Annotated in this window: 23 protein-coding genes; 13 read left to right on the top strand and 10 right to left on the bottom strand. The window is 71.2% G+C overall.

The genetic code is table 11. The annotated features are described in order from the left end of the window. Nucleotides 1-25 precede the first annotated feature (25 nt). The 3 genes from ACZ7HQ_RS05465 to ACZ7HQ_RS05455 are packed head-to-tail and all read right to left on the bottom strand — an operon-like array spanning nucleotide 26 to nucleotide 2,474. The gene (locus ACZ7HQ_RS05465) at nucleotides 26-799 is read right to left on the bottom strand and encodes an amino acid ABC transporter ATP-binding protein (protein WP_470984946.1); all 774 of its coding nucleotides are present in this window, start codon (nucleotides 797-799) and stop codon (nucleotides 26-28) included. Continuing rightward, entirely contained in the window at nucleotides 796-1,629 is an 834-nt protein-coding gene (locus ACZ7HQ_RS05460) for an amino acid ABC transporter permease (protein WP_470984943.1), read from the bottom strand. The genes ACZ7HQ_RS05465 and ACZ7HQ_RS05460 overlap by 4 nt, the downstream gene beginning before the upstream one ends. Further along, entirely contained in the window at nucleotides 1,626-2,474 is an 849-nt protein-coding gene (locus ACZ7HQ_RS05455; protein WP_470984941.1) for a transporter substrate-binding domain-containing protein, read from the bottom strand. Before ACZ7HQ_RS05455 ends, ACZ7HQ_RS05460 begins: the two co-directional genes overlap by 4 nt. A gap of 138 nt (nucleotides 2,475-2,612) precedes the next feature. Between ACZ7HQ_RS05455 and ACZ7HQ_RS05450 the strand changes: the two genes are divergently transcribed. The 6 genes from ACZ7HQ_RS05450 (at nucleotide 2,613) to thpD (ending at nucleotide 7,650) form a co-directional block, all read left to right on the top strand. Then, nucleotides 2,613-3,656, top strand: a complete 1,044-nt coding sequence (locus ACZ7HQ_RS05450; RefSeq protein WP_470984938.1) for a pyridoxal-phosphate-dependent aminotransferase family protein — start codon at nucleotides 2,613-2,615, stop codon at nucleotides 3,654-3,656. A 57-nt stretch (nucleotides 3,657-3,713) separates the two neighbouring features. Continuing rightward, complete coding sequence (locus ACZ7HQ_RS05445) at nucleotides 3,714-4,253, top strand: DinB family protein (RefSeq protein WP_470984935.1); 540 nt, start codon at nucleotides 3,714-3,716, stop codon at nucleotides 4,251-4,253. Between the two features lie 255 nt (nucleotides 4,254-4,508). Then, the gene (gene ectA, locus ACZ7HQ_RS05440; RefSeq protein ID WP_470984932.1) at nucleotides 4,509-5,027 is read left to right on the top strand and encodes a diaminobutyrate acetyltransferase; all 519 of its coding nucleotides are present in this window, start codon (nucleotides 4,509-4,511) and stop codon (nucleotides 5,025-5,027) included. Between the two features lie 13 nt (nucleotides 5,028-5,040). Next, nucleotides 5,041-6,312: a diaminobutyrate--2-oxoglutarate transaminase gene (ectB, locus tag ACZ7HQ_RS05435; protein ID WP_470984930.1), complete on the top strand. Its 1,272-nt coding sequence runs from the start codon at nucleotides 5,041-5,043 to the stop codon at nucleotides 6,310-6,312. A gap of 33 nt (nucleotides 6,313-6,345) precedes the next feature. Next, nucleotides 6,346-6,750 (top strand): ectoine synthase, encoded by a 405-nt coding sequence (locus tag ACZ7HQ_RS05430; RefSeq protein WP_208031533.1) that lies wholly within the window; start codon nucleotides 6,346-6,348, stop codon nucleotides 6,748-6,750. Nucleotides 6,751-6,756: 6 nt separating this feature from the next. Then, nucleotides 6,757-7,650 (top strand): ectoine hydroxylase, encoded by an 894-nt coding sequence (thpD, locus tag ACZ7HQ_RS05425; RefSeq protein WP_470984927.1) that lies wholly within the window; start codon nucleotides 6,757-6,759, stop codon nucleotides 7,648-7,650. A 66-nt stretch (nucleotides 7,651-7,716) separates the two neighbouring features. On the opposite strand, the gene ACZ7HQ_RS05420 is transcribed toward thpD, so the two are convergent. The 4 genes from ACZ7HQ_RS05420 to ACZ7HQ_RS05405 all read right to left on the bottom strand — a co-directional run bounded on the left by ACZ7HQ_RS05420 (nucleotide 7,717) and on the right by ACZ7HQ_RS05405 (nucleotide 11,159). After that, nucleotides 7,717-8,778 carry an aminotransferase class V-fold PLP-dependent enzyme gene (locus tag ACZ7HQ_RS05420; protein ID WP_470984924.1) on the bottom strand — a complete coding sequence of 354 codons (1,062 nt, stop codon included), beginning with the start codon at nucleotides 8,776-8,778 and terminating at the stop codon, nucleotides 7,717-7,719. A 95-nt stretch (nucleotides 8,779-8,873) separates the two neighbouring features. Then, the gene (locus tag ACZ7HQ_RS05415) at nucleotides 8,874-9,602 is read right to left on the bottom strand and encodes a DsbA family oxidoreductase (RefSeq protein ID WP_470985224.1); all 729 of its coding nucleotides are present in this window, start codon (nucleotides 9,600-9,602) and stop codon (nucleotides 8,874-8,876) included. 73 nt (nucleotides 9,603-9,675) lie between these two features. Next, nucleotides 9,676-10,182: a GNAT family N-acetyltransferase gene (locus ACZ7HQ_RS05410; RefSeq protein WP_470984921.1), complete on the bottom strand. Its 507-nt coding sequence runs from the start codon at nucleotides 10,180-10,182 to the stop codon at nucleotides 9,676-9,678. Further along, nucleotides 10,179-11,159, bottom strand: coding sequence for a GlxA family transcriptional regulator (locus ACZ7HQ_RS05405; protein ID WP_470985222.1), 981 nt, complete (start codon nucleotides 11,157-11,159; stop codon nucleotides 10,179-10,181). Before ACZ7HQ_RS05405 ends, ACZ7HQ_RS05410 begins: the two co-directional genes overlap by 4 nt. Before the next feature lie 70 nt (nucleotides 11,160-11,229). Between ACZ7HQ_RS05405 and ACZ7HQ_RS05400 the strand changes: the two genes are divergently transcribed. Further along, nucleotides 11,230-12,618, top strand: a complete 1,389-nt coding sequence (locus ACZ7HQ_RS05400; protein WP_470984919.1) for an MFS transporter — start codon at nucleotides 11,230-11,232, stop codon at nucleotides 12,616-12,618. On the opposite strand, the gene ACZ7HQ_RS05395 is transcribed toward ACZ7HQ_RS05400, so the two are convergent. Together ACZ7HQ_RS05395 and ACZ7HQ_RS05390 are read right to left on the bottom strand one after the other, a co-directional pair. Next, nucleotides 12,578-13,186 carry a DUF1349 domain-containing protein gene (locus ACZ7HQ_RS05395; RefSeq protein WP_470984916.1) on the bottom strand — a complete coding sequence of 203 codons (609 nt, stop codon included), beginning with the start codon at nucleotides 13,184-13,186 and terminating at the stop codon, nucleotides 12,578-12,580. The two genes, ACZ7HQ_RS05400 and ACZ7HQ_RS05395, sit on opposite strands and share 41 nt — an antisense overlap. A 50-nt stretch (nucleotides 13,187-13,236) precedes the next feature. Further along, on the bottom strand, nucleotides 13,237-14,766 hold the full coding sequence (locus ACZ7HQ_RS05390) for an aldehyde dehydrogenase (NADP(+)) (protein ID WP_470984913.1): 1,530 nt from the start codon (nucleotides 14,764-14,766) through the stop codon (nucleotides 13,237-13,239). Between the two features lie 156 nt (nucleotides 14,767-14,922). Here ACZ7HQ_RS05390 and ACZ7HQ_RS05385 point away from each other — a divergent pair, with 156 nt between their 5' ends. From ACZ7HQ_RS05385 to ACZ7HQ_RS05360, 6 genes are all read left to right on the top strand, one after another. Next, a complete protein-coding gene (locus tag ACZ7HQ_RS05385) occupies nucleotides 14,923-15,696 on the top strand; it encodes an IclR family transcriptional regulator (RefSeq protein ID WP_470984910.1) in 774 nt (257 codons plus the stop codon). 24 nt (nucleotides 15,697-15,720) lie between these two features. Continuing rightward, nucleotides 15,721-16,191: a GNAT family N-acetyltransferase gene (locus ACZ7HQ_RS05380; RefSeq protein WP_470984908.1), complete on the top strand. Its 471-nt coding sequence runs from the start codon at nucleotides 15,721-15,723 to the stop codon at nucleotides 16,189-16,191. Between the two features lie 84 nt (nucleotides 16,192-16,275). Next, a complete protein-coding gene (locus tag ACZ7HQ_RS05375) occupies nucleotides 16,276-17,253 on the top strand; it encodes a hypothetical protein (RefSeq protein WP_470984906.1) in 978 nt (325 codons plus the stop codon). Continuing rightward, nucleotides 17,250-18,494, top strand: coding sequence for a sensor histidine kinase (locus ACZ7HQ_RS05370; RefSeq protein ID WP_470984904.1), 1,245 nt, complete (start codon nucleotides 17,250-17,252; stop codon nucleotides 18,492-18,494). Before ACZ7HQ_RS05375 ends, ACZ7HQ_RS05370 begins: the two co-directional genes overlap by 4 nt. Before the next feature lie 17 nt (nucleotides 18,495-18,511). Then, complete coding sequence (locus ACZ7HQ_RS05365) at nucleotides 18,512-19,171, top strand: response regulator (RefSeq protein ID WP_470985220.1); 660 nt, start codon at nucleotides 18,512-18,514, stop codon at nucleotides 19,169-19,171. A 54-nt stretch (nucleotides 19,172-19,225) separates the two neighbouring features. Next, the gene (locus ACZ7HQ_RS05360; RefSeq protein WP_470984901.1) at nucleotides 19,226-20,680 is read left to right on the top strand and encodes a peptidoglycan D,D-transpeptidase FtsI family protein; all 1,455 of its coding nucleotides are present in this window, start codon (nucleotides 19,226-19,228) and stop codon (nucleotides 20,678-20,680) included. Between the two features lie 6 nt (nucleotides 20,681-20,686). Here ACZ7HQ_RS05360 and ACZ7HQ_RS05355 read toward each other — a convergent pair whose 3' ends face one another. Further along, on the bottom strand, nucleotides 20,687-22,138 hold the full coding sequence (locus tag ACZ7HQ_RS05355; RefSeq protein WP_470984899.1) for an NCS2 family permease: 1,452 nt from the start codon (nucleotides 22,136-22,138) through the stop codon (nucleotides 20,687-20,689). Between the last annotated feature and the right edge of the window lie 123 nt (nucleotides 22,139-22,261).

Genomic DNA, 22,261 nt, shown 5'->3' with positions numbered 1-22,261 from the left:
GTCCGCCGCGCGGGCCGTTCGCCGGCTACGGGGCGCCGTTCTCCTCCACCTCGGCCATCGCCGGGTCCAGGAGCCGCGACAGGAAGTGCCGGGTCCGTTCATGGCCCGGGTTGCCGATGACCTGCTCGGGGCTGCCGTCCTCGACGATCACGCCGCCGTCCATGAAGACGACCCGGTCGGCGACCTCGCGGGCGAAGGTCATCTCGTGGGTGACGACCATCATCGTCATGCCCTCCTCGGCGAGCCTGCGCATCACCGCGAGGACGTCGCCGACCAGTTCGGGGTCGAGTGCGGACGTGGGCTCGTCGAAGAGCATCACCTCGGGGCCCATCGCCAGCGCCCGGGCGATGGCCACGCGCTGCTGCTGCCCGCCGGAGAGCGAGGAGGGGTAGGCCTCCGCCTTCTCGGACAGGCCGACCCGGGCGAGGTTCTCGGCGGCGGTCCTCGCGGCCGTCGCCCTGTCCCGGCCGAGGACCCTGCGCTGGGGCAGGGTGAGGTTCTCGGTGACGCTCAGGTGCGGGAAGAGGTTGAACTGCTGGAAGACCATGCCGATCCGGCGGCGTACGGCGTCGATGTCGACGTCCGGGTCGGTGATCTCGGTGCCGCCGACGAAGACCTGTCCCTTGCTGGGCTCCTCCAGCAGGTTGACGCAGCGCAGCAGCGTCGACTTGCCGGAGCCGGAGGGGCCGATGACGCAGACGACCTCGCCCTGGCCGATCTCCAGGTCGATGCCGCGCAGGACGTGGTTGTCGCCGAAGGACTTGTGCAGGTCCCGTACCTGAATCTCCGGACGGCTCACCGGATCGCCTCCTGGGCCTTGGACTCCATGCGCCTGACGACGTAGCTGAGCGGGATGGTCACCAGCAGGTAGCACAGCCCCGCGACCAGGATCGGCGTGGAGTTGGCGGTCGTACTGGCCAGGTCGCGGCCGAACTTGGACAGCTCGCGCTCCTCCAGGGTGACACCGAGGAACAGCACCAGCGAGGAGTCCTTGAACAGCAGGACGAGTTCGTTGGTGAGCGGCGGCAGGATGATCCGGAAGGCCTGCGGGATGATGATCGAGACCATGGCCTTCGCGGGCGAGAAGCCGAGCGAGCGGGCCGCCTCCATCTGTCCCTTGGGCACGGCCTGGATGCCGGCGCGGATGGTCTCCGCCATGTACGCGGCCGAGACCAGGCCGAGCGCGAGCGCGACCTTGCCGTAGGTGCCGCCGGGGATCTCCGTGCCGGGGAAGGCGAGCGGGACGGCCACGCCGACGAAGATGAAGATCAGCAGGGCGGGCAGGCCCCGGAAGATCTCGATGTAGATGCCCGCCAGCCAGCGGTACGGGCCCACGGAGGACAGCCGCATCAGCGCGATGACCATGCCCAGGACGAGTCCGACGACAAAGCCGGACAGCGTGTAGAGCACGGTGTTCTTCAGCGCCAGCGTGATGACGTCCGGGAACATCTGCTTGGCGATGTCCGCCTGGGCGAACTGGTTCTGCAGCCGGCCCCAGTCCGCCGTGACCGCGAAGGCGATCACGGCGGCGACGAAGACGGCGTACTGGATGCCGCGCGAGACACCGCGCTTCTGACGCCGGGTCAGTCCCTTTTTCTTCGGCTGGAGTGGTACGTCGAGATCGGTCATGAGGCGGCGGGGGAGGCCACGGACGCGTTGTACGGGCCGATCCACTTCTCGTAGATCTTCTTGTAGGTGCCGTCGGCCTTGGCGTCCGCCAGGGCCTTGTTGATGGCGTCGAGCAGCGCCTTGTTGCCCTTCTTCACGGTGAAGCCGTACTGCTCACCGGTCTTGAGGTTGTCGACGACCTGGAACTTGCCGGCGTTGGCCCTGTCCTTCAGCCAGCCCTGGACGACCGGGTAGTCGATGACGACGGCCTGGACCTGGCCGGTGCGCAGGCCGTTGAGGACCGCGTCGGAGGATTCGAAGGAGATCGGGTCGTAGCCCTTGCCCTTGACGTAGTCCTCGCCGGTGGTCTGCGCCTGCGCGCCGAGCTTCTTGCCCTTGGCCTTGACGTCGGCGAGCGAGTTGACGCCGCTGCTCTTGTCGACGAGGACGGCCTGGGTGGCATCGAAGTACGGGTCGGAGAAGTCGACGTTCTTCTTGCGCTCGGGCGTGATCGTCATGCCGGCGGCGGCGAGGTCGCACTCGCCGGAGTTCAGGAAGGCGCCCGTCTTGAAGTTCTCGAACGGCGTGTCGAGGATCTGCTGCTTGACGCCGAGGTTCTTGGCGACGAGGTCGATCAGGGAGACGTCGAAGCCCTGCACCTTGCCGTTGATCTCCGACTGGAACGGCGGGTACGGCAGGTGGGTGCAGGTGGTCAGCTGACCGCCCTTGACGAGGTGGACCCCCTTGACGGTGGTCTTGCCGCTCCCCCCGTTGTCCGAGGAGCAGCCGGCCACGACGAGGACCAGCCCGGCGGTGGCGGTGGTGGCAGCCAGGAGGCGGGTCCGGCGTCCGAGGAGCGTTTTCATGGGGATCTCCCTGTGGGGGAACTGAGGGTTCCGATTATAAGGAAGAGTTTGAGTCTCTCAAATCAAACCGATGGTTACCGAGCGGCTGGACCTAAGATCGAGGGAGTCCCGACGTCCGCGACCGAAGAGAGCACCGCCGTGAGCCACCCTTTCCTCGATCTGCCCCCGCTGAGTGCCGAGCGCTTCGCCGCCGTCGAGGACGCCGTCGCCCGGCTGCTGGACACCCGGCAGGACGTGCTGATCACACAGGGTGAGGCGCTGCTGCCGCTGGAGGGCGCGATCCGTGCGGCGGCCGGCCCGGGCACGGTGGCCCTGAACGTGATCACCGGCCCGTACGGGCAGACCTTCGGGAACTGGCTCCGGGACAGCGGCGCGACGGTGCACGACCTCCCGGTCCCCTTCCACACGGCCGTCACCGCCGAGCAGGTCCGGGAGGCCTTCGCCGAGCACCCGGAGATCGACTTCGTCTCGCTGGTGCACGCGGAGGCGGCGACCGGGAACACCAACCCGGTCGCGGAGATCGGTGAGGCGGTACGGGAGCAGGGCGCGCTGTTCTATCTGGACGCGGTCGCCTCCGTGGGCGCGGAGCCGGTGCTGCCGGACACGTGGGGGGTGGACCTGTGTGTGATCGGCGCGCAGAAGGCGATGGGCGGCCCGGCGGGTGTGTCGGCGATCTCGGTGAGCGAGCGGGCCTGGGCCCGGATGGCGGCGAACCCGAACGCCCCGCGCCGCTCCTACCTGTCCCTGCTGGACTGGAAGGAGCGCTGGATCGACGCCGGCCGCGCGGTGCTGCCGCACGCTCCGGCCCAGCTGGAGATGCTGGCGCTCGAGGCGTGCCTGGAGCGGATCGAGTCGGTCGGGCTGGAGGCGGTGATGGACCGGCACCGGAGCGCCTCGCTGGCCACGCGGGCGGGCGCGGTCGCCCTGGGCGGTGGGCTCGAACCGTATGTGTACGAGGAGAAGGACGCGGCCCCGGTGGCCACGACCCTGCGGGTGCCGTCCGGCGTCGTCGCCTCGGAGCTGGTGGCGCGGGCGCTGGCGGACGACCCCGCGCTGCCGCTGGCCGCGGGCGGGGGTGCGCTGGCCAAGGAGATGATCCGGGTCAACCATTACGGGGCGGACGCTTCGCCGGAGACCGTGGAGAGGTGTCTGGCGGCGCTCGGGGCGGCGCTCGGCGTCTGACGGGGTCCTGCGCTTCCCGCCCGCGTCGATGTCAGTGGCCCGTGTCATCCTCCCCGCATGACCGGCGCAGAGACACCCCAGGCTCCCCGCACCCTCCCCGACGGCCGCCCCGTCCCCCTCTTGACCGGCCCCGAGCGCCCCATGCTGGAGAGCTGGCTGGACTTTCACCGGGCCACGCTGGAACTGAAGTGCCGGGGGCTGGACGAGGCGCAGGTGCGGCTCGCCCCGGCGGAGCCGTCGTCGCTGACGCTGCTCGGGCTCGTCCAGCATCTCGCCGAGGTGGAACGGACCTGGTTCCAGCGGGTGCTGGCCGGGCTGGACGTGCCGCCGGTGTTCGAGGAGGAGACGGGGTACGCCCTCGATCCGGAGCGGGGCCTCGAGGCGGCGCTGGACGTGTGGCGGCGGGAGATCGCGCGCGGCCGGGAACTGCTGGCCGGGCGGGCGCTGGAGGACACCGGGCGGATCGTCGACGCGCCGATGACCGGCGTCGAGGTGAGCGTGCGCTGGGTGCTGATCCATCTCATCGAGGAGTACGCCCGGCACAACGGCCACGCCGACATTCTGCGTGAACGAATCGACGGCACCACAGGAGCCTGAATTCAATTTAGCTTCACAATTTCCGCCAATTCCTTTGGTGGTAGCTTCCCGTCTTCTTCTGCCCGCTTTTTGCAAGGCTAAACAGGGAAGTTTCGTGGCGGTTTTCTGGCGGTTTCCGCTGTGTGACACACTCCACAGCGCGGCACTTTTGTCCCGATTTGCCGTGGGTTAATTCGGGCATATCCCTGTGGCCTCTGCGCGGCACAGTGACGACGCCCGTGCATTTCCTAATTCGCCTCGCTAAATTCGTGCCGCATGACTGCCGCACCCGCAGACCTGCTCATCGACCAGCCGGCGGTGACCGACGGAGCCACGCTCTGGCGTCTCGCCAAGGACTCGAAAACCCTCGACCTGAACTCCTCGTACAGCTATCTGCTGTGGTGCCGGGACTTCGCGGGCACCTCGGCGGTGGCGCGCGGTGCGGACGGGGAGCCGGTCGGTTTCGTCACCGGCTACGTGCGGCCGGACCGCCCCGGCACCCTGCTCGTCTGGCAGGTCGCCGTCGACTCCGCCCACCGGGGGCACGGCATCGCCGCCGCGCTGCTGGACGGGCTGGTGGCACGGCTCCGCGCCGAGCACGGCATCACCGACGTGGAGACCACCATCACGCCCGGCAACACCGCGTCGGAGCGGCTGTTCACCTCGTTCGCCGCCCGGCACGGGGCGAACCTCACCCGCGAGGTGCTGTTCCCCGCCGAGCTGTTCCCGGACGGCCCGCACGATCCCGAAGTCCTCTACCGCATCGGTCCGCTGACCGAGTCCACCGCCCACTGAGGAGCGATTCACCGTGACCATCACCCAGCCCGACCTCAGCGTCTTCGAGACCCTCGAGTCCGAGGTGCGCAGCTACTGCCGCGGCTGGCCCACCGTCTTCGACCGCGCGCAGGGCAGCCGGATGTACGACGAGGACGGTCATGCGTACCTCGACTTCTTCGCCGGTGCCGGCTCACTCAACTACGGCCACAACAACCCCGTACTCAAACGGGCGTTGATCGACTATCTGTCCCGGGACGGGGTGACCCACGGGCTCGACATGTCGACCACGGCCAAGCGGTCCTTCCTGCAGGCCTTCCAGGACCTGGTGCTGCGCCCGCGGGACCTGCCGTACAAGGTGATGTTCCCGGGGCCGACCGGCGCCAACGCCGTGGAGTCGGCGCTCAAGCTGGCCCGGAAGGTGAAGGGCCGGGAGTCGATCGTGTCGTTCACGAACGCCTTCCACGGGATGTCCCTGGGCGCGCTCGCCGTCACCGGGAACGCCTTCAAGCGGGCCGGTGCCGGCATCCCGCTGGTGCACGGCACGCCGATGCCGTTCGACAACTACTTCGACGGCACGGTCCCGGACTTCCTGTGGTTCGAGCGGCTGCTGGAGGACCAGGGCTCCGGACTGAACAAGCCCGCCGCCGTGATCGTGGAGACCGTCCAGGGCGAGGGCGGCATCAACGTGGCCCGGCCCGAATGGCTGCGCGCGCTCAAGGAGTTGTGCGAGCGGCAGGACATGCTGCTGATCGTCGACGACATCCAGATGGGCTGCGGCCGTACCGGCGCCTTCTTCTCCTTCGAGGAGTCGGGCATCACCCCTGACATCGTCACCGTCTCGAAGTCCATCAGCGGCTACGGGCTGCCGATGTCGCTGTGCCTGTTCAAGCCCGAGCTGGACGTCTGGGAGCCCGGCGAGCACAACGGCACCTTCCGCGGCAACAACCCCGCGTTCGTCACGGCGACGGCCGCGCTGGAGACGTACTGGACCGACGGCTCGGCCATGGAGAAGCAGACCCGCTCCCGTGGTGAGCAGGTCGAGCAGGCGCTGATCTCCGTCACCGAGGAGAACCTCGCCGACGTGAAGGAGTACCGCGGGCGCGGGCTGGTGTGGGGCCTGGAGTTCCACGACAAGGGGCGGGCCTCGCGGGTGGCCCGGCGCGCCTTCGAGCTGGGGCTGCTGATCGAGACGTCCGGCCCGGAGGGCGAGGTCGTGAAGATGCTGCCCGCGCTCACCGTCACCCCCGACGAGCTGGACGAGGGCCTGAGCGTCCTCGCCCGTGCCGTCCGGGAAACCGTCTGAACCACGCAAGCCGACCAGGAGGAAGAGCAGCACGTGATCGTCCGATCGTTCAAGGACATCGAAGGCACCGACCGGCACGTCCGGGCGAAGTCCGGCACCTGGGAGAGCAAGCGGATCGTCCTCGCCAAGGAGCGGGTCGGCTTCTCCCTGCACGAGACCATCCTGTACGCCGGGACCGAGACGTCGATGTGGTACGCCAACCACATCGAGGCCGTCGTCTGCACCAGGGGCGAGGCCGAACTCACCGACCACGAGGCCGGGAAGACGTACACCATCACGCCCGGCACCATGTACCTCCTCGACGGGCACGAGCGGCACACGCTGCGCGTCAAGGAGGACTTCCACTGCATCTGCGTGTTCAACCCGCCGGTCACCGGACGGGAGGACCACGACGAGAACGGCGTCTACCCGCTGCTCACCGAGCCCGAGGAGGTGTGAGAACCCATGACCACCGCACCCGTGAAGGATCTCTACCCGACCCGCGGCACCACCGAGGTGACCGTCCCGCGCCAGGACCCGGTCGTGTGGGGTTCCCCGGACACGCCGGGCCCGATCCCGGCGGCCGATCTGCAGTGCTTCGAGCGTGACGGCTTCCTGGCCATCGACCAGCTGATCACCCCGGACGAGGTCGAGGTCTACAAGCGCGAGCTGGACCGGCTGGTCGCCGACCCGGCGATCCGCGCCGACGAGCGCTCCATCGTGGAGCCGAAGTCGAAGGAGATCCGCTCGGTCTTCGAAGTGCACCGGATCAGCGAGGTGTTCGCGAACCTGGTGCGGGATCCGCGGGTGGTCGGGCGCGCCCGGCAGATCCTCGGCTCGGACGTGTACGTCCACCAGTCCCGGATCAACGTCAAGCCGGGCTTCGGCGCGAGCGGGTTCTACTGGCACTCGGACTTCGAGACCTGGCACGCCGAGGACGGCCTGCCGAACATGCGCACGGTGTCCGTCTCGATCGCGCTGACCGAGAACCACGACACCAACGGCGGCCTGATGATCATGCCGGGTTCGCATCGGACGTTCCTGGGCTGCGCCGGAGCCACGCCCAAGGACAACTACAAGAAGTCGCTGCAGATGCAGGACGCGGGCACCCCGTCCGACGAGGCGCTGACCGCGCTGGCCGGCGAACACGGCATCCGGCTGTTCACCGGCAGGGCCGGCTCGGCGACCTGGTTCGACTGCAATTGCATGCACGGCTCCGGGGACAACATCACGCCGTTCCCGCGCAGCAACGTCTTCATCGTGTTCAACAGCGTGGAGAACACCGCCGTCGAGCCGTTCGCGGCTCCGGTCCGACGGCCGGAGTTCATCGGGGCGCGGGACTTCACTCCGGTGAAGTAGCGCCCTCACCGGCACCGGGCCGGGGCCTCCTCGTGTGGGACGGGGGGCTCCGGCCCGGTCATGTCCTCAGCCGGCCAGCACGTCCAGCAGACGGTCCACGTCCGCCGGGGTGTTGTAGAGGTGGAACGAGGCCCGCAGGTTGCCGGCCCGGTCGGAGACCTCGATGCCCGCGCGGCTCAACTCCTGCTGCCGCGCGCCCAGTCCGGGAACGGAGACGATCGCCGAGCCGGGGGCGGGCAGGGGCTCGTGGCCGAGCGAGGTGAGTCCGGTGCGGAACCGGTCGGCCAGCGCCAGGTCGTGCGCCCGCACGGCGGCCACGCCCAGCTCCTCGATCAGGGCGAGCGAGCGGCGCACCCCGGCGTACGTGAACAGCGCGGGGCTGACGTCGAACCGCCGTGCGGAGTGGGCGAGTTCGGCGACCGGGCCGTAGCAGCTGTTCCACGGTTCCTCCGCCGCGACCCAGCCCGCCAGCAGGGGGGACAGCCCGCCGAAGTCCTCGGGGACGACGAGGAAGGCCGCCCCGTGCGGGCCGAGCAGCCACTTGAAGGTGGTGGAGACGGTGAAGTCGTACGCGCCCGCCTCCATCGGCAGCCACCCGGCCGCCTGGGAGAAGTCGACGTACGTGCGCGCCCCGTGGGTGCGGGCCGCCTCGCGCAGGGCGGGCAGGTCGGCGATCCGGCCGTCGGCGGACTGGGCGGCGCTGACCGCGACCAGCGCGGTACCCGGCCGGACCGACTCGGCGAGCCGTTCCAGCGGGACCGCCCGCACCTTGAGGTCGCCGCGCACGTGGAACGGGTTCAGCACGGAGGTGAAGTCGTCCTCGGCGGTGAGCACTTCGGCGCCAGGGGGCAGCGAGGCGGCGATCAGTCCGGTCTGGGCGGAGACCGACGGGCCGGCCGCGACCCGGGTGACCGGCACCCCGGCCAGCCGGGCGAAGGCGGCGCGGGCGCCCTCGACGTCGTCGAACAGCGGATCGAGGGGCCGGCCCTCGGCCCGGACGGCGACCGCCTCGTGCAACGCGGCGACCGTACGGGCCGGGAGCAGGCCGCTGCTCGCGGTGTTCAGATAGGTGTTCTTCGGGGCGAACTCGGCGCGGACGAGGCTGTCGAACGTCTCCGTGGTCTCCATGGGTCCACTCTGCGGCCCCGCGCAGTCCCCGTCCATTGCCGATTTTTACGTGGATCCGCTTAGGACCGCTTATAGGTCGGCCCCGACCTGCGGTTTCAGCCCTGCTGAGGCACCGCGCACCCGTCCGGACCGCAGGCCTCGGCCTGCCCTCGGTCCGCCTGCTCGACCGGCTTCAGCGGGGAACGCTCGCCCCAGGCCTGGGTCAGTGCCTGGGTGAACACCTCGGCGGGCTGGGCCCCGGAGACACCGTACTTCCGGTCGAGGACGAAGAACGGCACGCCGGTCGCACCGAGCTGGGCGGCCTCGCGCTCGTCGGCGCGGACCTCGTCGGCGTACCGGGACGGGTCCGTGAGCACCGCGCGGGCGGCCTCGGCGTCGAGACCGGCCTCGACGGCCAGCTCGACGACCCGCTCCGCACCCTCGGTGAAGAGGGACCGTTCCTCGGCGAAGTTGGCCCGGTACAGGATCTGGATCAGCGCGTCCTGGCTGCCCTGCTCCTTGGCGAAGTGCAGCAGGCGGTGCAGGTCGAAGGTGTTGCCGTGGTCCCGGCCCCGGGTGCGGTAGTCCAGGCCCTCGGCGGCGGCCTGGGCGCCCAGGTTGTCCTCGCCGGCCTGAGCCTGTGCCTCGCTCATGCCGTACTTCCTGGTCAGCATGGTGATCACCGGCTGCGTGTCGTCCTTGGCGCGGCCCGGGTCCAGCTCGAAGGAGCGGTGCACCACCTCGACGTCGTCACGGTGCGGGAAGGCAGCCATCGCCTTCTCGAAGCGGGCCTTGCCCACGTAGCACCAGGGGCAGGCGATGTCGCTCCAGATCTCGACGCGCATGCTTCGGCTCTCCAGGTCGTACGGCTGCGGGGGCTCTCCCCGGGCCAGTACGTGAACGTTCAAACAGGCTGGCTCATTCCCGCGGCGGCACGGCGAGGCGCAGGAAGAGGTGATGGTCACCCTCGGCGGGCGGCTTCCCGGGGTCGGGGACCCAGCCCTGGCGGGCGTAGAAGGCCTGGGCGCGCGCGTTGTCCACGTGGACGTCGAGCACCGCCGTCCGCCTGCCGTCGGCCCGCCACTGCTCCACACAGGCCGCGTGCAGGGCCGTACCGATGCCGGCGCGCCAGTGGTCGGGGTCCACGTGGAACTGGAACAGCTTGACCGTGTCGGCGGCCGCGCCATCGGGGGTGCGGAAGGAGGCGATGCCGGTGATCCGGCCCTGCTCGACGGCGCACAGCACCTGTCCGTCGGGGCGCTCGAGGGAGCCGCGCCAGGCCTCCACCCAGTCGAAGCCGGCCTGCGGGAGGCCGTCCGGGTAGTACGTCGAGCGGGCCCGGGCATGCAGATCGGCGATGACCCCGGCTTCGGCCGCCAGGGCGGTGCGGATCACCCGGGTGCCCTTCACACGTCCACTGATCATGCAACGGAGGATGTGACCGCCCCCGCGCCGGTTCCGAGGCGGCTGAACTGGGACCGGTACGCGCTCGGGGTGAGGCCGGTGCGGCGGACCATGTGGGCACGCAACGAGTCCGCGGTGCCGAGGCCGCAGGCCGTGGCCACCTGGTCCATGGGCAGTGTGGTGGTCTCCAGGAGTTCCCTGGCGCGCTCGATGCGCTGGTGGAGGAGCCACTGCAGGGGGCTGACGCCGCTCTCCGCGTGGAAGCGGCGGGTGAGCGTGCGCACGGAGACCCCGGCGTGCCGGGCCAGGTCGGTGAGGGTGAGCGGCTTGTCGAGGTTGCGCATGGCCCAGCCGCGGGTGTCGGCGCAGGCCGTGCCGCGCTCGGGCGGCAGCGGGGTGTGGGTGAACTGGGTCTGGCCGCCGGGGCGGACCGGGGCGACCAGGGCGAGGCGGGCGACCTCGTTGGCGACGGCGGCGCCGTAGTCGGTGCGGATGATGTGCAGGCACAGGTCGATGCCGGCGGCGTAGCCGGAGGAGGTGACGTACGGGCCGTCCTGCACGTACAGGACGTCGCCCTGGAGTTGCACCTGGGGGTACCGCTTGCGCAGCTCGCCGGCGTGCGCCCAGTACGTGGTGGCCTTGCGGCCGTGCAGCAGGCCCGCCTCGGCGAGTTGGAAGGCGCCGGTGCAGATCGAGGCGATCCGCTTGCCGTCGGCGGCGGCCGCACGGACGGCGGCCACGATCCGGGGCTCCGGCTCGAACGGGGCGCCGGTGCCCGCGACGACCACCGTGTCCGCCTCCCGCACGGCGTCGAGCCCATGGCGTACGTGCAGGTCGAGACCGCCGGTGGTGGGGAGGGGCCCCGGGTCCGCGGCGCAGACGAACACCTCGTAGCCGGGCCGGCCGTCCAGCTCCACCTTGCCGAACAGCATCTCGGGGATCGCGAGGTTGAACATCGAGACCGGCGAGGGGGCGATGACGGCGACACGGTGCGGCATGGCCAGAACCTCCGGGTGCATGGCATTCAGGTCACTACTGTACGGCAGCGGAGATCCGCAGCATGGGGACATGTCAACGAACCAGATACCCCGGGTCGGACAACTCGCCCCCCGGCGCGCCGGTTTGGATCCCACCGGGTCCTCCGCCGCGCTCACCCTCACCGCCGCCCTGCTCGGCTTCGCGCTGATCTGCCTCGACGCGTCGGTGGTCAATGTGGCCCTGCCCGCGATCGGCTCCTCCCTGGGCGGCGGGATGTCCGGCCTGCAGTGGGTGGTGGACGCCTACACGCTGGCGTTCGCAGCGCTGATGCTGTCCACCGGGGCCTTCTCCGACCGGGCCGGGGCGAGCCGGGCCTTCGCCCTCGGCACCACGGTGTTCACGCTCGCCTCGGCGGCCTGCGGGCTGGCGCCGAACCTGCCGGCCCTGATCGGCGCGCGGGTGGTGCAGGGTGTCGCGGCGGCCGTGGTGCTCCCTGCCTCACTGGCGCTGGTGCGGCAGGCGTACCCGGAACCGGCGCGGCGGGCCCGCGCGGTGGCGGCCTGGGCGGCGGGCGGTTCGCTCGCCGTGGCTCTCGGCCCGGTGGCAGGCGGTGCGCTGACCACCGTCTGGGACTGGCGTGGCATCTTCTTCGTCAACCTGCCCCTGGGCGCGGCGATCCTGGTGCTGCTGGTCCGCGCTCCGCGCTCGCGACCCCGCCCGGCGCCGCTGGACCTGCCGGGCCAGCTGACCGCGGTGGTGGCCCTGGTGGCCCTGACGTCCGCGGTGATCGAGGGCGGTCCGACGGGCTGGACGGCGCTGGCGGTGGCCGTCGTCGCGGGCGCCGCGTTCCTGCGCATCGAGGCGCGCCGGCCGCACCCGGTGGTGCCCCTCGGCCTCTTCCGCAACCGGACCGTGGCCACGGCGGTCGCGGCGGGCTCCGCGTGCAGCGTGGCCTTCTTCGGCATGGTGTTCGTCTTCTCGCTCTTCTTCCAGCAGGTCCAGCACCACTCCGCGCTGTCCGCGGGGCTGATGTTCCTGCCGATGACGGGCCTGATCGCGGTGACGAACGTGGTGGCGGGCAAGCTCGCGGGCCGCTACGGCCCCAAGCTGCCGATGCTCGTGGGCCAGCCGCTCGCCGTCGCCGGCCTGCTTCTGCTGCTGTACGTCGACGGCGGCACACCCCCGGCCCTGGTGTCCGTGCTGCTGGTGCCGCTGGCGCTGGGCTGCGCGCTGACGGTGCCGCCGCTGACCGCCGCGATGATGGACGCCGTACCCGCCGAACGGGCGGGCCTGGCGGCCGGGGTGCTCAACTCGGCCCGGCAGGTGTCCGGCGGCCTGGGCATCGCGGTGTTCGGGGCGCTGCTCGGCCACGGCTTCCAGGCGGGTATGCGCTGGAGCCTGGCCGTCAGCGCGGCCCTGCTCGCGGTGACGTTCGCGCTCAGCTTCCGTCTCTCAGGTCGCTCGGCCAGGCAGTCCTGAACTCGAGGTGGTCGTACGTCACCACGCATCCCTCCCCCATCGGCGACTGCGTCATGAAGCCGACCAGGGCGGCGTCCGTCTCCTTCTCGTCGCCGAGGGTGAACAGCCGGACGAAGGTCCAGCGCTCGCCGTCCCGGGAGGCGTGGAAGGCGAGGGTGCGCCCGGTCCGGCTGACCCGCAGCCACACCGAACTGCCTTCGACGGTGAAGGAGTTGGCTTCGTCGGAGTGTCCCCGGGTGACCACCGTGCAGACGGTGGGCACGTCCGGGGAGTACTCCAGGCAGAGCTTGGCCCAGGCCCGGTCACCGACGTGGACGTACAGCACGCCGGCGTCGAAGGACGCGCTGAACCCGACGGTGACCCGGGCGATCAGCTGGAAGTCCCCTTCCGGCGCCCCCAGCAGCCGGGGGGCGTCCGACGCGGGGTCCAGCGCTTCCCCGGTGGGCGTGACGAACCGGTCCTGCCGGGGCCCGGCCCACCCGGTGAGCACACCGTCCTCGTACGTCCAGTGCCCGCCGGGTCCGTACGTACGGAGCCGGAAGGGGAGTTCGGGGAGTTCCACGTCCATGCTCCGATTGTCTCAGCCGTCCCTGTGAAGGTCCGAGGCCCGAGTCCGCGCTACCGCTCCAGGACCCCGTTGAACCTGCGGGGAAGTCCCAGCGGGTTCTCGTCCCTCAACTCGGCGGGCAGCAGCGCCGACGGCGCGCCCTGGTAGGCGACCGGCCGCAGCCACCGCTCGATGGCCGTACCGCCCACGGAAGTGGAGGTGGAGGTCGTCGCGGGGTAGGGCCCCCCGTGATGCTGCGCCGGTGCCACCGCGACGCCGGTCGGCCACGCGTTGACCACCACGCGCCCGGCCAGCGGGGTCAGTTCGGCGAGGATCTCCGCGCCGCGCCCCTCACCGGCCGCCTCCTCGGCGGACAGCTGCACCGTGGCCGTCAGGTTGCCCGGCAGACGGGACAGCACCGCCGCCGCCTCCCCCTCGTCGTCGTAGCGGACCACCACGGTGACCGGCCCGAAGCACTCCTCGAGCAGCAGGTCGTGCGCCCCCTGCCCGGCCAGCCGCCGCGCCGGCACCGTGAGGAACCCGGCGCTGACCGTGTGTTCGCCGCCCGCGCCCGCCGCGACCGGCGACTCCACACCGTCCAGGGCGGCCCGCTCGCGCACCCCGGCGACGAAGTTGTCCCGCATACGGTGGTCGAGCAGCACCCCCGCCCCGGTGTCACCGACGGCGTCGGTCAGGGACTTCACCAGCCGGTCGCCTCCGGCGCCGGACGGCACCAGCACCAGGCCGGGCTTCACACAGAACTGCCCGACGCCGAGCGTCATGGACCCGGCCAGCCCGGCACCGATCGCCTCGCCACGCTCCGCGGCGGCGGCCTCGGTCACCAGGACCGGGTTCAGGGAGCCCAGCTCACCGTGGAACGGGATCGGCACCGGACGAGCCGCGGCGGCGTCGAAGAGCGCCCGCCCGCCCCGTACCGAGCCGGTGAAGCCGGCCGCGGCGACCAGCGGGTGCCTGATCAGCTCGACGCCCGCCTCGAAGCCGTGCACGAGACCGACGACGCCCTCGGGGATGCCGTGCTCGGCCGCGGCCCGCCGCAGCACCCCGGCGACCAGCTCGGACAGGGCCGGGTGGTCGGGGTGGGCCTTGACGACGACCGGGCAGCCCGCGGCCAGCGCGCTCGCCGTGTCACCGCCGGCGACGGAGAAGGCGAAGGGGAAGTTGGAGGCGGAGTAGACGGCGACGACGCCGAGCGGGACCTTGTAGCGGCGCAGGTCCGGGACGGGCGGGGTCGCGGTGTCGTCGGGGTGGTTGATGACGACGTCGAGGAAGGCGCCCTCGTCGACGATGTCGGCGAAGGCCCGCAGCTGGTAGCTGGTGCGGGCGAGTTCGCCGGTCAGCCGGACCGGGCCGAGGGCGGTCTCGGCGTCGGCGGTCTCGACCAGGGCGTCCCCGGCCGCGTCCAGGCCCGCGGCGGCCGTGCGCAGGAAGGCGGAGCGCACCGCGCGGTCGGCGAGGGCGCCGCGCGCGGCGTGGGCCGCCCCGACCGCCGCGTCCACCTCCTGGGCTGTGGCCTCCACCGCAACCTGCTCACGCTGCTTCCCGGTGCGCGGGTCGACACTCCAGACTGGTGCTGCTGCCACCGCGGGTCCCTCCCAGTAAGGCCGCAATAACTCGGTCACCCATCAGTCGCGTTCGATATACTGAACGCTGTCTCTGATGATGAATATTCTGCTCGGAGACTACATATCCCGGGACCTGAATATCCAGGCCCTCGTCGGACGAAGGGGACAAGGGCGATGACGGCAGGCGACGCAGGCGGCGGGGCGCAGGTCAAGTCCGCGGTACGGACCGTTGAGCTGCTGGAGTACTTCGCCGGCCGGCCCGGAATGCACTCCCTCGCGGCCGTCCAGGAGGCCGTGGGGTACCCCAAGTCCAGCCTGTACATGCTGCTGCGCACCCTGGTGGAGCTGGGCTGGGTGGAGACGGACGCGACGGGCACGCGGTACGGCATCGGGGTGCGGGCCCTGCTGGTCGGCACGTCGTACATCGACGGCGACGAGGTGGTGGCCGCCGCCCGCCCGACCCTGGACCGGCTCTCCGACGACACCACCGAGACCATCCACCTGGCCCGGCTCGACGGCACCAACGTCGTCTATCTGGCCACCCGGCAGTCCCAGCACTATCTGCGCCCCTTCACCCGGGTCGGGCGCCGGCTGCCCGCCCACTCCACCTCCCTCGGCAAGGCGATCCTCGCCACGTACACCGACGAGCAGGTGCGCAAGCTGCTGCCTCAGACCCTGCCCGCGCTCACCGAGAACACCCTCACCGACCGGGAGAAGCTCATCGAGGAGCTGCACCAGGTACGGGAGCAGGGCTTCGCGGTCGACCGCGAGGAGAACACGCTGGGCCTGCGCTGCTTCGGCGTGGCGATCCCCTACCGCACCCCGTCCCGGGACGCGATCAGCTGCTCGGTTCCGGTGGCCCGGCTGACCCCCGCCCACGAGCAGATGATCAAGGACGCCCTGTTCGACGCGCGCGACCGGCTGACCCTGGCTACCCGGAGGCTCTGAACCGGAGCCCTAGGCTCGGGGCCCATGGAGATCGCGCTGCGTACCGTGCAGGACAGTGACCTGCCGGTGTTCTTCCGGCAGATGACCGACCCGGAGGCCGTCCGGATGGCCGCGTTCGGCCCGGCGGACCCGTACGACCGGGACTCCTTCGCGGCCCACTGGCAGCGTCTCAGGGACTCCTCCGAGGTGCTGCGCACGGTCCTGGCCGACGGGGCCGTGGCCGGCGGCGCGGCGGTGTACGGAGCGGCCGGCGAGCGCGAGGTGACGTACTGGATCGACCGCGCGTACTGGGGCCGGGGCGTCGCGACGGCCGTGTTGCGGGCGCTGCTCGCCGAGGTGCCCGAACGCCCGCTGTACGCCCGGGCCGCGGCCGACAACGCCGCCTCGCTGCGGGTGCTGGGCAAGTGCGGGTTCCGCAAGACCGCGCAGGCGCGGGAGTACGCCAGTGGGCGGGGCGAGGAGATCGACGAGGTGGTCCTCATCCTGGAGGAGTGAGCCGGGGCGGCCTCCCCCGTGCGGCGGACGCGGTTCGTCTCGGCGCAGGAGGTGGACCGCCCGCCGTCGCGGGAGCGTTGGGGCATGATCTCTCCGACCTCCGTCGCGCCGGCCGCCGTTGCCGCCGTCTCCCCGCATCGCCGGCTGCTGCGCGGCGTGGCGATCGCCGCCTGTCTGCCCTACCTGTCCCTGAAGATCGGCTGGATCGCCGGGAGCCACCTCGGCATCCCGGACGGCAGCCCGCTGCTGGCGCACCGGCTGACCATGGTCCTCGCCAACGGTCTGACCGTCCTGATGGACGCGGCCGTCGCCGTCCTCGCCCTGCTGCTGACCCGGCCGTGGGGGCTGCGCGTGCCCGCCTGGCTGCTCGCGGTACCGATGTGGGCCGCCACCGGACTGCTCGCGCCGATCATGGTGGGGTTTCCGCTGGAGCTGGTGTCCACGGCCGTCCACGGCGGTCTCCAGGGCGGCGGCGATGACGGGCGCTTCCTGGCCGACTGGGTGTTCGGGGTCGTGTACGGCGGGTTCATCGTGCAGGGGCTGGCCCTGGGCGCGCTGTTCGCCGGCTACGCCCGCGACCGCTGGGGGCACCTGTGGCGGGGCCGGACGGGCGAGCTCCCCCCGCCGGGTCCGGCTGCCGGGATGCGGGCGGCCGCCGCGGCGGCGGCGCTGACCGCCCTGTTCCCTGGCGTCCTGCGGCTGTTGTGGGCGTGCGGGGTCACGGCCGGGCTGCGCGGCGGCCACCATCCCGGTGACCGCGCGCTGGAGGCGATGTACCTCGCCTTCCTCGCCGTGTCCGTCCTCGGCGGCCTGCAGCTTGCCTTCCGCCGCGGCCGCCGGCTCCCCGTCACCGTGCCGCTCGCCCTCGCCTGGACCGGCTCGGGCGCCATGGCCTGCTGGGGCGCCTGGACGTCCCTGAGCGCGCTGGCCGTCCCGGACGACCTCAACCGGCCGACGCCGCTGATGACCCTCGTCTACGCTGTGCAGATGCTCAGCGGTCTGCTCGTGGCTTCCGTCGCCGCCCGATTCCTCATGGACCGGTCCGCCAGGGCCCCACGGTGACCGAGGCGTTGCGGCTCCTTGCCGGCGGGCGGGCGCGGCGCCGCTGGATCCATCTGATCCTGGGCGGCGCGCTCGCCATGCCGTACGTCCTCGTCGGCTCGGTGATCGTCGGGCCGCTCACCGGCGTCGACGACGTCTTCCGTTCGCTGCCCCTCCAACTCGGCTCGTTCGCGGTGGGGTTGCCGATCGCCGCGATCACCTCGCTGTTCCCGCTGACCCGGCCGCTGGAGTCCGCGGCCGTACGGGCCCTGTGCGGCCTCGACGCGGACGCCCTGGCCACCGGCCCGGCCCGCACGGCGGCCGAACGGGCGTGTACGGCGGCCTGGTTCACGCTGCATCTCGGCCTCGGCGGGATCATCGCGGGGATGTCGCTGGCCGTGCCGCCGTTCGCGGTGGTGCTGATCGTGCTGCCCGTGTCCGCCGGGCTGCGCCACTCCCGGCTCGCCCTGCCGGAAGTCCTCGACCACGGCTGGGTGTTGGCGCTCAGCCCGGTCGCCGGCCTGGTCATGCTGCTGGCCCTCGCCGCGTGTGCGGCCGGCTGCGGCGCCCTGCTGGCCCGCTGGGCTCCCGCGCTGCTCGGGCCCACCCCGCAGGACCGGCTGGCCGCCGCCGAGGCCCGCGCCGCCGACCTCGCCGTACGCAACCGGCTCGCCCGCGAGCTGCACGACTCCGTCGGCCACGCCCTGAGCGCGGTCACCCTGCAGGCGGGCGCGGCCCGCCGGCTCCTCGGCACCGACCCGGAGTTCGTCCGCGAGGCGCTCGCCGCCATCGAGGAGACCACCCGCCGCACGGTCGGCGAACTCGACGCCGTGCTGGGCGTGCTGCGGGACGGGGACGCGCCGGGCACCGCGCCCGCCCCGACCCTCACGTCCGACCTGGACGGGCTGCTGCGCCGGACCCGGGCCGCCGGGCAGCCCGTGACGGCCGCCCTCGGTCTCGACCCCGCCACGCTGCCCCCGCTGGTCTCCCGGGAGGCGTACCGGATCGTGCAGGAGGGCCTGAGCAACGCCCTGAAGCACGCCGGCGCGCCGGTCGCCCTGCGCATCTCCGCCTCCGGCGGCCACCTGGAGATCACCGTGGAGAACTCCCTGGGCACGGCGACGGCCCCGCGCCCCGGCGGCGGCCATGGTCTGCGGGGCATCGCCGACCGGGTGCGGCTGCTGGGCGGCACGGCTCAGGCGGGGCCGTCCGGGGGCGTCTGGCTCCTGTCCGTACGACTTCCCCTGAAGGGGTCCGTGTGACCGAGGAAAGGACCGGCATGACCCGGCCCGCGATCCGGATCGTCCTCGCCGACGACGAGCGCATGGTCCGCACCGCCCTGCGCGCCATCCTCTCCGCCGAGCCGGGCCTGGTGGTGGTCGGTGAGGCGGCGACCGGTGCGCAGGCGGTGTCCGTCGTACGCGAACTGCGGCCCGACGTCGTCCTGATGGACGTCCGCATGCCCGAGATCGACGGCATCCGGGCCACGGAGCAGATCCTCGCCACCCTCGACGAGCCACCCCGTGTCGTGGTCGTGACCACCTTCGAGAACGACGCGTACGTGTACGAGGCCCTGCGCGCCGGGGCTGCGGGCTTCCTGCTGAAGCGGTCCGACGCCGACGCCCTGGTGCAGGCGGTGCGCCTGGTCGCGCGCACCGACAGCCTGCTGTTCCCGTCGGCCGTGCGGTCCCTCGCGGCCGAGCACGCGCCCAGGACCGCCCCGGCCGCGCCATGGGTGAGCAAACTCACCGGACGCGAGCGGGACGTGCTGCGGCACATGGCCGACGGACTGACCAACGCCGAGATCGCCCGGCGCCTGGACGTGGGCCCCGCCACCGTGAAGTCGCACGTCGCGGCGGTGCTGGCGAAGACGGGCGCCCGGGACCGCACGCAGGCGGTGATCGCCGCGTACGAGGCCGGTTTTCTGAACGTCCGCTGAGAAAAACGGGCGTACGGGAACGATCGACCGCCTCCCGATCGTCTTCGAAGCGGGATGAACAAGACGATCAGGCGGGCGTCCGTCTTCGCGCTGCTGCTCGTGCTCGCTCTGCTGGTCAGGGCGACCTGGGTGCAGTTCTACGACGGCAAGGCCCTCGCGGACGACAACGACAACCGGCGGAACGCGATCCAGACGTACTCGCGGCCGCTGGGGAACATCATCGTGGCCGGAAACGCGATCACCGGCTCGACGCGGACGACAGGGAGCGACCTCGCGTACAAGCGGACGTACACGGACGGCAAGCTCTACGCCGCGGTGACGGGCTACGCCTCGCAGGCCTACGCCCCCACCCAGCTGGAGGGCATCTACCACGACCTGCTGAACGGCACCGACACCCAGCTGAAGACCGTGATGGACACGCTCACCGGCCAGCGCGCCGATCCGGGCAACGTGCTCACCACGATCGACCCGGACGTGCAGAAGGCGGCGTACCGCGCGCTCGGTGACAAGAAGGGCGCGGCCGTCGCGATGGACCCGAAGACCGGCAAGATCCTCGCGGTGGTGTCCACGCCGTCGTACGACCCCGCCTCGCTCACCGACGCCAACACGGCCGGGTCCGCCTGGAAGCAGCTCAACGCGGACAAGGACAAGCCGCTCACCAACCGTGCGCTGCGCCAGCCGCTGCCGCCCGGCTCGACGTTCAAGCTGGTCGTGGCGGCGGCCGCGCTGGAGGACGGGCTCTACAAGAACGTGGACGACCCGACCGACAGCCCGGACCCCTACACCCCGCAGGGCACGACGCACGTGCTGGTGAACGAGAACCGGTCGGCGCCGTGCAAGAACGCCCCGATCCGCAAGGCCCTGCAGTACTCCTGCAACAACGTCTTCGGGCACATGGCCGTCCAGCTCGGCCAGGACAAGGTGAGGGCCATGGCCGAGAAGTTCGGCTTCAACGACGACAAGCAGGACGTGCCGGTGCGGGCCTACGCCAGCGTGTACCCCTCCGGCATGGACCAGCCGCAGACGGCGTACTCCGGCATCGGCCAGTTCGACGTCACCGCGACGCCGCTGCAGATGGCCATGGTGTCCGCGGCCATTGCCAACGGCGGCAAGCTCGTCTCGCCGCACATGGTGTCCCAGATCACCGACAGCGGCTGTGACGTGGTGCAGAACCTCGACGACAGCGCGGACAGCAAGGAGATCGTCAGCCCCTCCACCGCCGAGCAGCTCCAGTCGGCGATGGAGACGGTGGTCAAGGACGGCACCGGCACCAACGCCCTGATCGACGGGGTCACCGTCGGCGGCAAGACCGGCACGGCCCAGCACGGCGAGAACAACAGCAAGACGCCGTACGCCTGGTTCACGTCCTTCGGCAAGTCCGACAGCAACGGCAAGGAGGTCGCCGTCGCGGTGATGGTCGAACAGTCGGACGCGGCACGGTCGGAGGTCAGCGGCAACGGCCTGGCGGCGCCGGTGGCCAGGGCGATGATGCAGGCGGCGTTGAAGTGAGGGTCCTCACCTGACCCCGAGGAGCTGCTCCACGGGGTCGATCGCGAAGTACACCAGGAACAGCAGCGAGACGCCCCACAGCAGCCAGTTGACCTCCCGCGCCTTGCCCAGCACGGTCTTGATGACGACGTAGGACACGAAGCCCGCCCCGATGCCGTCCGTGATCGAGTAGGTGAACGGCATCGCGGCGATGGTGAGGAACGCCGGGACGGCGATGTCGTAGGTGTCCCACTCGATGTGCTTGACCTGGGTCATCATCAGGAAGCCCACCGCGATCAGCGCGGGCGCCGCCGCCTGGAGCGGGACGATGGTGAGCAGCGGGGCGACGAAGAGCGCGAGGCCGAAGAGACCGCCGGTGACGAGGTTGGCGAAGCCCGTGCGGGCGCCCTCACCGACGCCGGCCGCGGACTCGACGTAGGCGGTGTTGGAGGAGGCGGAGCCGAGACCACCGGCGACGGCGGCGGCCCCGTCGATGAACAGGACGCGGCCGATGCCGGGCACTCTCCCCCGCTCGTCCAGCAGCCCGGCCTCGGCGCTGATGCCGACGATCGTGCCCATGGCGTCGAAGAAGTCGGACAGGATGAGAGTGAAGACCAGCAGGACGGCGGTGAGGACACCGGCCTTGGCGAAGCCGCCGAACAGGCTGAAGTGACCGATGAGCCCGAAGTCCGGAGCGGCGACGATCTTGTCGGGGACCTTGGGTGTGGTCAGGCCCCAGCTCTTGATGTCGGCGACGGCGTTGATGACGATCGCGACGACGGTCATCGTCACGATGCTGATGAGGATCGCGCCCTTCACCCTGCGGGCCAGCAGCGCGATGGTCAGCAGCACACCGAGACAGAAGACAAGCACGGGCCAGCCGGTCAGGCGCCCGACGGCACCGAGCTGCACCGGCACGGTGGTGTTCGCGGCGTCCGGGATGCGGCTGACGAACCCGGCGTCCACGAAGCCGATGAACGCGATGAACAGACCGATGCCCACGCCGATGGCCTGCTTCAGCTGGTGCGGGATCGCGTTCATGATCGCTTCGCGGAGCCCGGTGAGGACCAGGAGGCAGATGACGAGACCCTCCAGGACCACCAGACCCATCGCGTCGGCCCAGCTCATCAGCGGCGCCAGCTGGAAGGCGACGACAGCGTTGAGCCCGAGGCCGGCGGCGATGGCGAGCGGGAGGTTGCCGCCGACGCCCATGAGGACCGTCATCACACAGGCCACCAGGGCGGTGGCGGTGACGAGTTGCCCGGTGTCGAGCGTGTGACCGAACTTGTCCTTGGCGCTGCCCAGGATGATCGGATTCAGGACAAGGATGTAGGCCATGGTGAAGAACGTGGCGATGCCGCCGCGTATCTCCCGGCCGAGGGTCGATCCCCGTTCGGAGATCCGGAAGTACCGGTCGACGCTGTTGCGGGCAGGTGGGGCGGTGCTCGGCCGTGGATCCACCTTGGATGTCTGAGACATGGTCCAACTCCTGATCGCGGATGAGGGTGAGCGGATGTTGGCCGGATTGTGGCCTGGTTAAACGCACCTGCATGTTTACGACGTGTAACGGAACGCGGTTCGGATGGTCATATGCCGTTCGAA

This window comes from Streptomyces sp. NPDC037290, assembly GCF_055603245.1.
Note: the sequence above shows the minus strand (reverse complement) of the source record. Positions and strands in the feature narration are given on the sequence as shown.

Coding starts and splice junctions, on each gene's coding strand:
- ACZ7HQ_RS05365 (WP_470985220.1), top strand. CDS start 18,512: ATGACCCGGCCCGCGATCCGGATCGTCCTCGCCGACGACGAGCGCATG.
- ACZ7HQ_RS05395 (WP_470984916.1), bottom strand. CDS start 13,186: ATGGACGTGGAACTCCCCGAACTCCCCTTCCGGCTCCGTACGTACGGA.
- ACZ7HQ_RS05400 (WP_470984919.1), top strand. CDS start 11,230: ATGTCAACGAACCAGATACCCCGGGTCGGACAACTCGCCCCCCGGCGC.
- ACZ7HQ_RS05375 (WP_470984906.1), top strand. CDS start 16,276: ATGATCTCTCCGACCTCCGTCGCGCCGGCCGCCGTTGCCGCCGTCTCC.
- ACZ7HQ_RS05360 (WP_470984901.1), top strand. CDS start 19,226: ATGAACAAGACGATCAGGCGGGCGTCCGTCTTCGCGCTGCTGCTCGTG.
- ACZ7HQ_RS05405 (WP_470985222.1), bottom strand. CDS start 11,159: ATGCCGCACCGTGTCGCCGTCATCGCCCCCTCGCCGGTCTCGATGTTC.
- ACZ7HQ_RS05385 (WP_470984910.1), top strand. CDS start 14,923: ATGACGGCAGGCGACGCAGGCGGCGGGGCGCAGGTCAAGTCCGCGGTA.
- ACZ7HQ_RS05420 (WP_470984924.1), bottom strand. CDS start 8,778: ATGGAGACCACGGAGACGTTCGACAGCCTCGTCCGCGCCGAGTTCGCC.
- ectA (WP_470984932.1), top strand. CDS start 4,509: ATGACTGCCGCACCCGCAGACCTGCTCATCGACCAGCCGGCGGTGACC.
- ACZ7HQ_RS05410 (WP_470984921.1), bottom strand. CDS start 10,182: ATGATCAGTGGACGTGTGAAGGGCACCCGGGTGATCCGCACCGCCCTG.
- ACZ7HQ_RS05355 (WP_470984899.1), bottom strand. CDS start 22,138: ATGTCTCAGACATCCAAGGTGGATCCACGGCCGAGCACCGCCCCACCT.
- ACZ7HQ_RS05380 (WP_470984908.1), top strand. CDS start 15,721: ATGGAGATCGCGCTGCGTACCGTGCAGGACAGTGACCTGCCGGTGTTC.
- ACZ7HQ_RS05445 (WP_470984935.1), top strand. CDS start 3,714: ATGACCGGCGCAGAGACACCCCAGGCTCCCCGCACCCTCCCCGACGGC.
- ACZ7HQ_RS05455 (WP_470984941.1), bottom strand. CDS start 2,474: ATGAAAACGCTCCTCGGACGCCGGACCCGCCTCCTGGCTGCCACCACC.
- ACZ7HQ_RS05415 (WP_470985224.1), bottom strand. CDS start 9,602: ATGCGCGTCGAGATCTGGAGCGACATCGCCTGCCCCTGGTGCTACGTG.
- thpD (WP_470984927.1), top strand. CDS start 6,757: ATGACCACCGCACCCGTGAAGGATCTCTACCCGACCCGCGGCACCACC.
- ACZ7HQ_RS05460 (WP_470984943.1), bottom strand. CDS start 1,629: ATGACCGATCTCGACGTACCACTCCAGCCGAAGAAAAAGGGACTGACC.